This is a genomic window from Paenisporosarcina sp. NPDC076907 (genome assembly GCF_050269735.1).
Classification (GTDB): Bacteria; Bacillota; Bacilli; order Bacillales_A; family Planococcaceae; genus Paenisporosarcina.
Genome location: NZ_JBNNIX010000003.1, coordinates 41,715 through 55,304, shown reverse-complemented (window position 1 = coordinate 55,304; position 13,590 = coordinate 41,715). Strand labels below are relative to the sequence as shown.

Annotated in this window: 14 protein-coding genes, 1 pseudogene and 1 riboswitch; all 15 genes and pseudogenes read left to right on the top strand. The window is 39.8% G+C overall.

Features of this window, described 5'->3' with window-relative positions; translation table 11 throughout:
- Nucleotides 1–19 precede the first annotated feature (19 nt).
- The 15 genes and pseudogenes from ACQKEV_RS11805 to sufB all read left to right on the top strand — a co-directional run bounded on the left by ACQKEV_RS11805 (nt 20) and on the right by sufB (nt 13,285).
- On the top strand, nt 20–1,804 hold the full coding sequence (locus ACQKEV_RS11805; protein WP_427446326.1) for an acyl-CoA dehydrogenase family protein: 1,785 nt from the start codon (nt 20–22) through the stop codon (nt 1,802–1,804).
- Between the two features lie 84 nt (nt 1,805–1,888).
- Nucleotides 1,889–2,248, top strand: a complete 360-nt coding sequence (locus ACQKEV_RS11800; RefSeq protein WP_427446325.1) for an arsenate reductase family protein — start codon at nt 1,889–1,891, stop codon at nt 2,246–2,248.
- Between the two features lie 74 nt (nt 2,249–2,322).
- A complete protein-coding gene (gene gcvH, locus ACQKEV_RS11795) occupies nt 2,323–2,703 on the top strand; it encodes a glycine cleavage system protein GcvH (protein WP_269926534.1) in 381 nt (126 codons plus the stop codon).
- A gap of 188 nt (nt 2,704–2,891) precedes the next feature.
- Nucleotides 2,892–3,233 (top strand): toprim domain-containing protein, encoded by a 342-nt coding sequence (locus tag ACQKEV_RS11790; RefSeq protein ID WP_427446324.1) that lies wholly within the window; start codon nt 2,892–2,894, stop codon nt 3,231–3,233.
- A 12-nt stretch (nt 3,234–3,245) separates the two neighbouring features.
- Nucleotides 3,246–3,554 (top strand): thioredoxin family protein, encoded by a 309-nt coding sequence (locus ACQKEV_RS11785; protein WP_427446323.1) that lies wholly within the window; start codon nt 3,246–3,248, stop codon nt 3,552–3,554.
- A 62-nt stretch (nt 3,555–3,616) separates the two neighbouring features.
- A riboswitch (SAM riboswitch) is annotated at nt 3,617–3,724 on the top strand.
- A 178-nt stretch (nt 3,725–3,902) separates the two neighbouring features.
- Nucleotides 3,903–4,928 (top strand): methionine ABC transporter ATP-binding protein, encoded by a 1,026-nt coding sequence (locus ACQKEV_RS11780; RefSeq protein WP_427446322.1) that lies wholly within the window; start codon nt 3,903–3,905, stop codon nt 4,926–4,928.
- Entirely contained in the window at nt 4,921–5,589 is a 669-nt protein-coding gene (locus ACQKEV_RS11775; protein ID WP_427446321.1) for a methionine ABC transporter permease, read from the top strand. Before ACQKEV_RS11780 ends, ACQKEV_RS11775 begins: the two co-directional genes overlap by 8 nt.
- 57 nt (nt 5,590–5,646) lie before the next feature.
- Nucleotides 5,647–6,468 (top strand): MetQ/NlpA family ABC transporter substrate-binding protein, encoded by an 822-nt coding sequence (locus ACQKEV_RS11770; RefSeq protein ID WP_427446320.1) that lies wholly within the window; start codon nt 5,647–5,649, stop codon nt 6,466–6,468.
- 196 nt (nt 6,469–6,664) lie between these two features.
- Nucleotides 6,665–6,862: pseudogene (locus tag ACQKEV_RS11765) on the top strand (cation:dicarboxylate symporter family transporter); the annotation flags it as partial.
- 100 nt (nt 6,863–6,962) lie between these two features.
- Nucleotides 6,963–7,499, top strand: coding sequence for a hypothetical protein (locus ACQKEV_RS11760; RefSeq protein WP_427446319.1), 537 nt, complete (start codon nt 6,963–6,965; stop codon nt 7,497–7,499).
- A gap of 614 nt (nt 7,500–8,113) precedes the next feature.
- Complete coding sequence (gene sufC, locus ACQKEV_RS11755; RefSeq protein WP_269926525.1) at nt 8,114–8,893, top strand: Fe-S cluster assembly ATPase SufC; 780 nt, start codon at nt 8,114–8,116, stop codon at nt 8,891–8,893.
- A gap of 15 nt (nt 8,894–8,908) precedes the next feature.
- Nucleotides 8,909–10,213 carry a Fe-S cluster assembly protein SufD gene (gene sufD / locus ACQKEV_RS11750; RefSeq protein ID WP_427446317.1) on the top strand — a complete coding sequence of 435 codons (1,305 nt, stop codon included), beginning with the start codon at nt 8,909–8,911 and terminating at the stop codon, nt 10,211–10,213.
- A complete protein-coding gene (locus ACQKEV_RS11745; RefSeq protein ID WP_427446316.1) occupies nt 10,213–11,442 on the top strand; it encodes a cysteine desulfurase in 1,230 nt (409 codons plus the stop codon). Before sufD ends, ACQKEV_RS11745 begins: the two co-directional genes overlap by 1 nt.
- Entirely contained in the window at nt 11,432–11,869 is a 438-nt protein-coding gene (gene sufU, locus ACQKEV_RS11740) for a Fe-S cluster assembly sulfur transfer protein SufU (RefSeq protein WP_427446315.1), read from the top strand. Before ACQKEV_RS11745 ends, sufU begins: the two co-directional genes overlap by 11 nt.
- An 18-nt stretch (nt 11,870–11,887) precedes the next feature.
- Complete coding sequence (gene sufB / locus ACQKEV_RS11735; protein WP_427446314.1) at nt 11,888–13,285, top strand: Fe-S cluster assembly protein SufB; 1,398 nt, start codon at nt 11,888–11,890, stop codon at nt 13,283–13,285.
- The last annotated feature ends 305 nt before the right edge of the window (nt 13,286–13,590 follow it).

Sequence of the window (13,590 nt, the reverse complement as noted above, 5' to 3'; positions counted from 1 at the left end):
AAAATAGGAGGAAAATAAAATGACGAATACTATTGCTAATGCAATTAAAGGCGGAAGCTTTTTAGTTGAAGATGTAGAGCTTGATCGCGTATTTACGCCGGAAGACTTTACAGATGAACATAAAATGATTGCTAAAACAACAGAAGACTATGTGACACATGAAGTAGTACCAGTGATTGAAAACTTGGAACATCATGAATTTGAGCATTCTGTAAGACTATTAAAATCAGCAGGTGATTTAGGTCTACTTGGTGCTGACGTGCCTGAAGAATACGGCGGTCTGGCATTGGATAAAGTGTCATCTGCATTGATTGCAGAGAAAATGTCCCGTGCAGGTGGGTTTTCTATCACTCATGGTGCTCACGTTGGGATTGGATCATTACCAATCGTGTTATTCGGAAATGAAGAGCAAAAACAAAAATATTTGCCTAAACTTGCAACGGGCGAACTGATTGCTGCCTATGCATTAACTGAGCCAGGCTCAGGTTCGGATGCTTTAGGTGCTAAAACTTCGGCTAAGTTAAATGCAGAAGGAACGCATTATGTATTAAATGGAGAGAAACAATGGATTACGAATGCTGGTTTCGCGGATGTATTTGTTGTATATGCAAAAATTGATGGAGAACAATTCTCTGCTTTCATCGTAGAACGTGAATTCTCTGGGGTTTCCGTTGGTGCGGAAGAGAAAAAGATGGGGATTAAATCTTCATCCACTCGTACATTAATTTTACAGGACGCTCAAGTACCAGTTGAAAACTTACTTGGTGAAGTTGGACGTGGACACGTTATTGCTTTCAACATCTTGAATATTGGCCGTTACAAATTGGGCGTAGGTACCGTAGGCGCATCCAAACGTGCTTTTGAATTGGCAGTTGCTTACACGAACCAACGTCAACAATTTAAGACACCAATCTCTTCTTTCAATTTAACAAAAGAAAAACTATCAACGATGGCTTCACGTCTGTATGCTTCAGAAAGTTTAATTTATCGTACGGTAGGTTACTTCGAAGACCGCATGAGTCAATTGAGTGCTGACGAGCAAAAAGATGGCAAAGCAATTGCTGCTTCTATTGCTGAATATGCAATTGAATGTTCAATCAATAAGGTGTTTGGTACAGAAGTGTTGGATTATATCGCGGATGAAGCAGTTCAGTTACATGGTGGATATGGCTTCATGCAAGAGTACGAAGTAGAGCGCATCTATCGGGACTCCCGCATCAACCGTATCTTCGAAGGAACGAATGAAATTAACCGTTTGCTAGTACCAGGCACGTTCTTGCGTAAAGCAATGAAAGGCGAGCTTCCACTTCTTCAAAAAGCACAAGCACTTCAGGAAGAACTTTTAATGATGATGCCTGAAGAAATTGAGGATACGCCATTAGCTCAAGAAAAAGTACTTGTACAAAACGCGAAAAAAATCGGCTTGCTTGCTGCGGGATTAGCTGCTCAACGTTATGGCACAAAACTGGAATCAGAACAAGAAGTATTGGCAAACATTGCGGACATCGTGAACAATCTATTTGCAATGGAATCAGCTGTTCTACGTACAGAGAAAGCAATTCAGCGCGATGGTGCTGAAAAAGCGAACCAAAAACTTCTTTACACACAAATCTTCTGCCAGGAAGCCTTTGAATGTATCGAAAAAGATGCAAAAGAAACGTTGATTGCTGCAGTTGAAGGCGATAGCTTACGCATGATGCTTTCTGCACTGCGTAAATTGACTCGCTCAACTCCTTACAATGTCATTGCCAAAAAACGTGAAGCATCGGTTAAATTGATCGATGCAGAAAAATACGTAGTGTAATACAACAAATCCGGACGCTTCTGATGAGGCGTTCGGATTTGTTTTTTGTTAGACTGGTTAAAATGAATCGATGGAGGCAAAATGATGGCTATTACGTATTATGGATATCCGAATTGTGGTACATGTAAAAAGGCAAAAGCCTGGCTGGATGCTGAGGATGTTTCTTATCATGATGTACATATTGTAGAAACACCTCCTTCGAAAGAAGAACTGAAAAAAATTGTTGAGACCAGTGGAATGCCACTGAAAAAGTTCTATAACACTAGTGGCATGAAATACAGGGAGCTCGGCTTGAAAGATAAGATCCCTTCAATGACCGAGGATGAACAGTTTGAGCTGCTTGCTTCAGACGGTATGCTTATAAAAAGACCTCTTGTGACAGACGGTGTGAAAGCTACCGTCGGTTTTAAAGAATTGGATTTTACTGAGAATTGGAAAAGCTGATTATCTGTTCTTGTTTTTAAGGAAAGATTATGTCAAACTGAAGTTGAATGTATTACATATTTGGAGGGGTATTAATGAGCACACCAAAAGAATTACGCTACTCTGAAGAACACGAATGGGTTAAAGTTGAAGACGGAAAAGCGCGTATCGGCATCACACATTTCGCTCAATCTGAGCTTGGTGATATTGTATTCGTTGAACTTCCACAAGTAGGCGACGAAATCAAAACAAATGAACCTTTTGGAAGTGTTGAATCTGTTAAAACAGTTTCTGAACTTTACGCACCAATCAGTGGTAAAGTAGTTGAAGTGAACAGTGGCTTGGAAGACAGCCCTGAATTCGTAAATGAATCTCCATATGAAAATGCATGGATGATCGTTGTCGAACCTACAGACTTGTCTGAAGTGGACTCATTAATGACTGCTGAGCAGTACGAAGAAATGACTCAAGAGTAAAATCGTTAGTTGAACGCCGACATTTGTTCGGCGTTTTTTGCATATGTCGATAATAACTGCGAGTTTAAAAAGGAATATTAAAAGTATGGTATTAGTTGTCATAGGGGAAGAGTTGAAACATGATGAACTTTACTTTTAATAATAATTTTTAAATAACCTTTTAAGTCAGTACAGCCAGGAGTGATCCCATGCCAATTGATAAAGTCATACTTGTAGAAGGACGTTCAGACAAACAGAGAATACTGCGGCTTATAGCAGAGCCTATTGAAATCGTCTGTACAAACGGAACGGTAAGCGCTACCCGTCTGGAAGAGTTACTGGCACCTTACGATCAGTTGGAGATCTATGTATTTGTCGATGCTGATAAATCGGGAGAAAAATTACGTGCGCTCATTAAACGTGAATTTCCTGAAGCCCTTCATTTATATACTGAACCAGCCTATCGCGAAGTTGCAACAACCCCGATGAAAGTTCTTGCAACTGTATTACTCGGCGCCAATATCGATGTGAAATCGGAATTTATTGCCTAAAGGATGAATACCATGAAAGAATGGACACGTGCGGAGTGGGAGAATCAGTCCCAAAACGCAGAGGTGACAGCTTATTATTTATATGCACCGATGTGCGGCACTTGTATGGTTGCTTCAAAAATGCTTGAAGTTGTTGAAGAACTGTTACCTGAGGTGGAAATTGGAAAAGCCAATTTAAATTATGTGGAAAGCTTGGCAATTGATCATCAAATCGAAAGCGTTCCGTGCTTACTTATTGCTGAAAACGGCAAAATTATTGAAAAAATCTACGCATTTCAGTCAGTTCCACATCTGTATAATCGATTAAGAAAAAATATTTGACGTAGACTTTTGAACATGATACATTAGCTTTCGTAATAAAAACTTAAAACTTAATATCGTCGCTCTTATAAAGAGAGGTGGAGGGAAGTGCCCTATGAAACCCGGCAACCGTCACAATTTGTGAAATGGTGCCAAATCACTCAAAGTATTTTTGCTTTGAAAGATGAGAGAACGGTCTGACGTATATAATTATGCATTGGTCCCTTCTGCTTGTCTGCGGAAGGGATTTTTATTTTTCACAAGGGCATCTTAACAATGATGTGATTGAATGTGAAAAGACAAAATGCATCTGCGGCCAGCACAATTGTACGATAAACTATTTATCAGATACTCAGAGGTGAAGTGAACATGATTCAATTACAAAATTTATCAAAAAGGTTTGATACAGCTAATGGCCAGCTCATTGCAGTTGATAACGTGAATCTAACCGTTGATACAGGTGAGATCTTTGGCATTATTGGATACAGTGGAGCCGGAAAAAGTACATTGATTCGATTGTTAAATGGCTTGGAAAAACCTACTGCTGGTAGCGTCACTGTGAATGGACAAGAAATTTCATCCAGTTCAGGACAGGCTCTTCGTAGCGCAAGACAAAAAGTAAGTATGATTTTCCAACATTTCAATTTACTATGGTCCCGTACAGTTGAAGAGAATATCTCGTTCCCGCTTGAAATTGCCGGGATCAGCAAAACAAAACGTTCAGAACGAGTGAAAGAATTAATCGAACTTGTTGGATTGACAGGTAGGGAGAAAGCATACCCTTCGCAGTTATCCGGCGGTCAAAAGCAACGGGTAGGAATTGCACGTGCCCTTGCAAACAATCCCGAAGTACTGTTATGTGATGAAGCGACTTCAGCGCTTGACCCAGAAACTACAGATGCCATTTTGGAGCTGTTAGTAGATATCAATAAACGATTAGGATTGACGATTGTTCTGATCACGCATGAGATGCATGTCATCCGTAAAATTTGTCATCGGGTTGCAGTTATGGAAGCTGGAAAAGTAGTTGAAATGGGAAGTGTACTTCAAATATTCCAAGCACCTGAACAACCGATTACAAAACGCTTTGTTGCACAAGTAAATGGTCCGGAATCCGCAAGTCAAACAATTGCACATTTAGTCGAGCAATATCCTTCAGGCAAACTTGTGAAATTAGTTTTTGTCGGAGACAGAACGGAACAACCAATTCTTTCAAGATTAATTAAACAATACCAAGTAGAAGTAAACATTGTTCAAGGAAATATTGCACAAACTCAAAATGGAGCTTATGGAACGTTGTATCTTCAAATCGATGGAAATTCAATCGCAATCGATCAAGCAATCGATTATTTACACGGTCAAGAAGTTCAAACGGAGGTGATTTCACATGATTGAAAACCTTCTACCGAATGTGGACTGGGAAAAAATGTGGGAAGCCACACTTGAAACTTTATATATGACAGCAATGGCTACCGGTCTGACTTTCATTATCGGTTTGGCACTAGGAATACTACTATTTCTTACTAGCCCTCATCAATTATGGGCAAACAAAATAGTCTACTGGTTAACAGGGGCATTCGTAAATATTTTCCGATCGATTCCGTTTATCATTTTAATTATTTTATTGATTCCGTTCACTAAATTTTTACTCGATACGATTCGTGGGGCAAACGCTGCATTACCTGCACTAATTATCGGTGCAGCACCATTCTATGCACGCATGGTACTGATTGCATTACGTGAAATCGATAAAGGGGTAATAGAAGCAGCTCGCTCGATGGGAGCGAAAACTTCTACTATTATATGGAAGGTGCTGCTTCCAGAGTCTTTACCGGCATTAATCTCAGGGCTTACCGTTACTGCTATCGCACTGGTTGGTTATACGGCAATGGCCGGCATAATCGGAGCCGGTGGTCTTGGTAACTTAGCGTTCCTAGATGGCTTCCAACGAAGTCGTGAAGATGTAACAATTGTCTCCACGATTCTAATTTTACTCATTGTCTTCGTCATCCAATGGGTGGGAGATGCGATTACAACAAAAGCAGATAAACGTTAATTTGGTTTCGTCGGGTTTATACTCGATAAAATACACAACAAAAAGGGAGAGACATTCATGAAGAAATTTGTAGCAGGAATTTTATTATCGGCAAGTGTCATTACACTTGCAGCTTGCGGTGGAGATAATTCGTCTTCAGGAGACAGCAAAGAGCTAGTTGTTGGGGCTTCTAACGTACCTCATGCAGAAATCCTAGAACAAGCAAAACCGTTGCTTGAGAAAAAAGGAATCGAACTTAAAATCGAAACTTACCAGGATTACATTTTGCCGAATAAAGATTTAGATGCTGGGGATCTGGATGCAAACTACTTCCAGCACATTCCTTACTTGGAGTCACAAATTGCGGATAATGGATATGATTTCGTCAATGCAGGCGGTATTCATATCGAGCCAATAGGCGTATACTCGAAAAAATACAAATCATTAGATGATCTACCTAAAGGTGCAACAATTTTAATCAGTAATTCTGTTGCTGACCATGGTCGAGTTCTTTCCATGTTGGAAGCTGAAGGCTTAATTAAATTAAAAGAAGGCATTGATAAAACAACTGCCGAAGTAAAAGACATTGTTGAAAATCCTAAAGACCTTCAATTCGATGCGGAATATGAAGCAGCACTTCTTGTTAAGCTGTATGAAAATGAAGAAGGCGACGCAGTGTTGATCAATTCTAACTATGCAATTGATGCCGGTTTGAATCCTTTGGAAGATTCAATTGCAATTGAAAATACAGATTCACCTTATGTAAACATCATTGCAGTTAAAACTGGCGATGAAGACAAGAAAGAAATTAAAGCTTTAGTTGAAGTGTTGAAATCGAAAGAAATTCAAGATTTTATTATGGATGAATGGGGCGGCTCGGTCGTTCCTGTTGAAAAATAGTTAGCAGTAAAGACGTCGGGAAACCGGCGTCTATTTTTGGAGTTTTTTCTTTATAGAAATTACATTGTCTTAAGTGGATTTGTAGGTGAAAACAGATAAGTACTTGTTCATGCTGAATAAATCAATGACTATTCCGATTAAATCTCCTTCATACCTAGCAAGCTTTAAACAAAAAAACCGTCTGTTTTGAATGAGAGCTGTCATGGCTGCAATAGGCTTATTAAGTTCGATGTTAGGATTCAACGAAACGATGATTGCATTAATGATTGCTCTTTACTTATCGCAGGATAGTTTTGGAACGGCAATAAATGTAACGGGCGATCGAGCATTGGCATTAATCGTAAATCGCTTCGCACGTGAAAAAACGAGTAACCGCGACTCTTTGGAATCATAATATTCAATGAGTTTCGACTATTTTGTAAAACCTTTACAGTGGGACTTTTGTTATGGTAGGATAGCAAAGCGAATTGACCACATTTAAAGGAGATTTACTCATGAAAAAATTATTACTATTAGTAGCTTCACTTACCATCGTTCTAGCGGCATGTACTTCTGAGAAAGAAGAAACGCCTGAAACAACAACAAATGGTGCAGGTGCAGCAAAGACTGAAGAAAAAGCAAACCCAGCTGCAGACATGATGAAGTTTTACTTATCAATTTCCCAATCAATTAATGAGGTTGATGCTGACCTAAACACGTTTGAAATTGCTCAAGGCGAAGCTGCACTTCCTGAAGGTGCCGAACTGAAAACAATGAAAGATGCTGCAAAAGTCTCTGCAGACAATGCGGCAGCAAAAGTAGAAGCAATGGAAGTTCCTAAAGCTTTGACAAAACATCAAGAAGCAATCGAAAGTGCACTTACTAAAATGCATGAAGCTTACACAATGAAATCACAAGCTTTAGTTTCTGAAGGCGATGTTAAGTTGGATGAAGCAAATGTGAAATTCCAAGAAGCTGACACAGAGTTAAATGCGGTACTCGAAGAAATCGGTTTGGTTGGTTCAAGCATTTTAAATGAAGTTTCTTTATAAGAAGTAAGACAAAAAAGTTCGTCCGTTCATTCGGTCGAACTTTTTTTGTTTAACCTCGTTTTATTGGGGTATATATATAATTGTGAAGGATAACAACTTGCATTAAGTAGGTTGAAAATTTGAAAGGAATGATTCATTATCCAATCGCTAGATTTTACCTACACAGAACGTATGGACCAAGCATTTAGAAGCGCACATGGTGTTGGACTGGTTGATTACCAAAATAACTCCGATTTACGAATTAAAATCGAAATGCAACGTGAGCGAGATCATGAAATTGGCCACAAAGTAGCTGCTCGATTAGAGCGACAAGCCCATAGAGAAGTATAACAATTAATAATGAAAGTCAGTGAGCCACGGTTCATTGACTTTTTTTGTCGTTTCTTAGTGAAATCAATTCTCAATTAGAAGTGCTTTATTGAAAATGGGAAAATTGATATGAACGCCATTGATAACACCTGCTGATATTAGTGAATTTCAATTGTCTAAACGATTTTCATATATTTAATAGGGGTTCTAAAAGATTTGCAAGGGCTTGATAATTCGGTTAAGATTAGAATGATAATAAATTAAGAATGGGATTTTCCGTTCATTTATAATATGGAGGTTACAAAATGTCGACTTTAGTTATTCAAGATCTTCACGTTGCCATTGATGGTAAGGAGATTCTTAAAGGATTGAACCTTACACTTAATACAAACGAAATTCACGCAATTATGGGACCAAATGGTACTGGTAAATCAACATTAGCCTCAGCAATCATGGGTCACCCTAAATATGAAGTAACATCTGGTTCAGTCACTTTAGACGGTGAAGATGTACTGGAAATGGAAGTTGATGAGCGTGCACAAGCAGGTCTTTTCCTAGCTATGCAATACCCAAGTGAAATCACGGGTGTTACAAATGCTGACTTCTTACGCTCTGCTATTAACTCTCGTCGAGAAGAAGGCGATGAAATTTCCATCATGAAATTCATCCGTGAACTTGATTCCAAAATGGAATATCTTGAAATGGACCAAGACATGGCTCAACGCTACTTAAACGAAGGTTTCTCTGGTGGTGAGAAAAAACGTAACGAAATTCTGCAATTAATGATGCTTCAACCAAAATTTGCGATTCTTGACGAGATTGACTCTGGTCTTGATATTGATGCACTTAAAGTCGTTTCAAAAGGAATCAATCAAATGCGCGGTGAAGGCTTCGGTTGTTTGATTATCACTCACTATCAGCGATTACTTAACTACATCACGCCTGATCATGTTCACGTAATGATGCAAGGTCGTGTTGTGAAATCCGGTGGACCGGAACTTGCTCATAAACTGGAAGCACAAGGTTACGATTGGATTAAAGAAGAATTAGGAATTGAAGACGAAACTGTAGGTCAAGAAGCGTAAGGAGGAGACATACACATGACGGTTGAAACAAAATTGGCATTAACCGAACAAGATGTACGCTCCTATTCATCGGCTAAGCAAGAACCTTCTTGGTTTGCTGAATATCGTGTACAAGCTTTACTAGCGGCAGAAAATTTGCCAATGCCAACACCAGATAAAACGAAAATTGATAAATGGAATTTCACCAACTTCCCAGTTCATTCAGTTAAAAGCGCACCTTTTGCTTCAATCGCTGAATTACCTGAAGAAGTGAAAGCCATCGTTAATGATGAACAAAAAAGCGTCTATATTCAACGAAATAATACACCGGCTTTTTTACAGATTTCTGAGGAGCTAAAAGCACAAGGTGTCATTTTTACAGATATATTCACTGCTGTTCGTGAACATAGCGACCTTGTACAAAAGTACTTCATGACAAACGGTGTGAAATCGGACGAGCATAAGCTTGCCAGCTTACATGCAGCTTTGTTAAATGGTGGCGTGTTTGTTTATGTACCGAAAAATGTTGAGTTAGCTGAACCACTTCAAGTTGTGTTCCTGCATGATGATGCACAAGCTTCTCTATTCAACCACACAATTGTTGTGGCGGATGCGAATAGCTCAGTTACTTATGTAGAAAACTACCTTTCAACTGTTCCCGAATCAGCTGGTCTTGTAAACATTGTTTCTGAAGTGTTCGCTGAAGACAATGCCCGTATTACTTACGGAGCTGTTGATGTTCTTGCAAAAGGCGGTACAACATATGTTAACCGTCGCGGGATCGCTAATCGCAATGCGCGAATTGAATGGGCTCTAGGTTTAATGAATGATGGCGATACAATTTCAGAAAACGTTACACACTTGGTGGGTGACGCTTCTTATGGAGATACGAAAATGGTAGTCGTCGGACGTGGGAATCAAAAGCAAAACTTCACGACTAAAATCATTCACTGGGGTAAACATTCCGAAGGATACATTTTGAAACATGGTGTCATGAAAGATGAAGCTTCTTCTATCTTCAACGGAATTGGTAAAATCGAACATGGTGCAACTAAATCAAATGCTGTCCAGGAATCTCGTGTATTGATGTTGAATGAAAAAGCACGTGGGGACGCTAATCCAATTCTTTTAATTGATGAAGATGATGTTACAGCAGGACATGCTGCTTCTGTTGGTCGTGTAGATCCACTTCAACTTTATTATTTAATGAGTCGCGGAATTTCCAAGCAAGATGCAGAACGATTAGTTATTCATGGTTTCCTTGCGCCAGTTGTAAATGTATTGCCAATTGAAGGCGTTAAAAAGCAACTGACGGAGGTAATTGAAAGGAAAGTGCGCTAATGATCAGTAAAGACATTCGAAGCTATTTTCCCATATTGAATCAAGAAGTGAACGGCAACCCGCTTGTCTATCTAGATAGTGCGGCAACATCTCAAAAACCCGTTCAAGTCATTGAAGCCTTAAAAAAATATTACGAGTTCGATAATTCCAATGTTCACCGCGGTGTTCATACACTTGGTAACCGAGCAACTGAAAGTTATGAAGGGGCACGTGAAAAAGTCCGTAACTTCATTTCAGCAAAGTCTACTCAGGAAATCATTTTTATGCGCGGTACGACAACGGCAATTAATACGGTGGCACAAAGCTACGGTGGTGCAAATGTGGAGGAAGGCGATGAAATCGTCATCACCTACATGGAACATCATTCAAATATCATTCCCTGGCAACAATTGGCGAAGCAAAAAGGCGCGGTATTAAAATACGTGGATTTAGAAGAAGACGGTACTTTGTCTTTGGAAAAAGTTCGCGCAACCGTGACGCCTCGTACAAAAATTGTCTCAATCATGTATGTTTCAAATGTTCTTGGCACAATGAATCCAATTAAAGAAATTACACAAATTGCGCATGAAAATGGTGCCATTATGGTGGTAGATGGTGCACAAGCTGCACCTCATATGCGTATCGATGTGCAAGATCTGGACTGTGATTTCTTTGCTTTTTCTGGTCATAAAATGTGCGGTCCTACAGGGATTGGTGTTCTTTATGGCAAGAAAGAATTGCTTGAGCAAATGGAGCCGATTGAATTCGGTGGCGAGATGATTGATTTCGTTGGATTGTATGATTCAACGTGGAAAGAACTCCCTTGGAAGTTTGAAGGGGGCACGCCGATTATTGCAGGGGCAGTTGGTTTAGCGGCTGCCATCGATTTCTTGGAAGAAATCGGGCTCGATGAGATCGAAAAGCATGAGCACGAATTAGCTGCTTATGCGATGGAACGCATGTCAACAATCAATGGGTTGACGATGTACGGTCCGAAAGATCCTGGAAAAAGAGCAGGACTTGTGACTTTCAATTTAGATGATGTGCATCCACACGATGTTGCAACTGCTCTCGATATGAGTGGAATTGCTGTACGTGCCGGACATCATTGTGCACAACCATTAATGAAATGGTTGCAAGTAACTGCGACTGCACGTGCAAGTTTCTATGTTTACAATTCGGAAGAGGATATTGACCGACTAGTGGCTGGACTTAACACGGCAAAGGAGTATTTTAACGATGTCTTTTAATAATTTAGATCAACTTTATAGAACTGTGATTATGGATCATTACAAGAAACCTCGCAATAAAGGGTCACTTGAAGACAGCGTGACAATCGATATGAATAACCCTACTTGTGGGGACCGCATTCATTTGACATTGCAAGTTGCTGATGGTGTTGTGCAAGATGCAAAGTTTGATGGGGAAGGATGTTCCATTTCCATGGCATCAGCATCCATGATGACCCAAGCTGTAAAAGGGAAGCAAGTGGATGATGCTTTAAAACTATCCACAATTTTCTCGGATATGATGCTTGGAAAAGAATATGATGACTCTATTGACTTAGGTGATATCGAAGCACTTTCCGGTGTAGCCAAGTTTCCTGCGCGTATTAAATGTGCAACCCTTGCTTGGAAAGCCATGGAAAAAGGTGTAGAAAACGAATCACATTCGTAACAGAACGGAGGAAAGATTATGGCTAAAAAAATGCCTGAAATCGGCGATTACAAATATGGTTTCCACGACAAAGACGTATCTATTTTCCGTTCAAAACGTGGACTGACACGTGAAATCGTTGAAACAATTTCAAATATGAAAGAAGAACCCCAATGGATGTTAGACTACCGTCTGAAATCGTTGGAACTGTTCTACTCAAAACCAATGCCACAATGGGGTGGAGATCTAGCTTCCCTGAACTTCGATGAAATAACGTATTACGTAAAACCATCGGAAGCAACTCAAACTTCATGGGATGAAGTACCAGAAGAAATTAAACGTACGTTTGATAAACTTGGTATTCCTGAAGCTGAGCAAAAGTACTTGGCTGGTGTATCTGCTCAGTATGAATCTGAGGTAGTTTACCACAACATGAAAAAAGAATTAGAAGACATGGGGATCGTCTTTAAAGATACTGGTTCAGCTCTACGTGAAAACGAAGAACTGTTCAAAAAACACTGGGGTACAGTTATTCCAAACTCTGATAACAAGTTCGCAGCATTGAATTCAGCTGTATGGTCAGGCGGATCGTTTATCTATGTGCCACCTGGTATTAAAGTGGATACTCCATTGCAAGCCTACTTCCGAATTAACTCAGAAAACATGGGGCAATTCGAACGTACGCTGATCATCGTAGATGAAGGCGCACATGTTCATTATGTAGAAGGATGTACAGCACCGGTTTACACGACGAATTCACTTCATAGTGCGGTTGTTGAAATTATTATCAAAAAAGATGCATATTGCCGCTACACAACAATCCAAAACTGGGCGAACAATGTTTATAACCTAGTAACGAAACGTGCCGTTTGTGAAGCGAACGCTACGATGGAATGGATTGACGGAAATATCGGTTCTAAATTGACAATGAAATATCCCGCCGTCATCTTAAAAGGTGAAGGATCACGTGGTATGACATTATCGATTGCTTTAGCAGGTAAGGGTCAACATCAGGATGCAGGCGCGAAAATGATTCACTTGGCTCCGAACACATCTTCGACAATTATTTCTAAATCAATTTCGAAGCAAGGCGGAAAAGTGACTTACCGTGGTGTCGTTCGTTTCGGTCCTAAAGCTTCAGGTGCCCGTTCAAATATCGAGTGTGATACATTGATCATGGATAACCTGTCGACTTCGGATACGATTCCATACAATGAAATCTTGAACGACAATGTTTCTTTGGAGCATGAAGCAAAAGTTTCTAAAGTATCTGAAGAGCAATTGTTCTACTTGATGAGCCGCGGTATTTCACAGGAAGAAGCAACTGAAATGATCGTTATGGGCTTCATCGAGCCCTTTACAAAAGAATTACCAATGGAATACGCAGTTGAGATGAACCGTTTGATTAAGTTCGAAATGGAAGGCTCAATCGGCTAAACCAATAATTTTACGAACCTCGCCTTTTGGGCGAGGTTTTCTTTGTTTTATAATCAATATTGAACGGTTTTTGAGTTGTTGGCCGGAGCTGAGAATACTATTCTGACTCTTGGTTGTAATTATCGAGGTTGACGTAGGAAAAATTGGAGTTGACGTAGGAATTATCGGCCTTGACGTAGGAAAAATTGACGTTGACGTTGTAAAAGCATCTTTTGGCGTGTGTCTCGTCTCGGCAATACCATAAAATATTTCTATTTCTTCGTATTGTAAGATATGGAGCAATCACTGCGACGAGTAACCGCAGG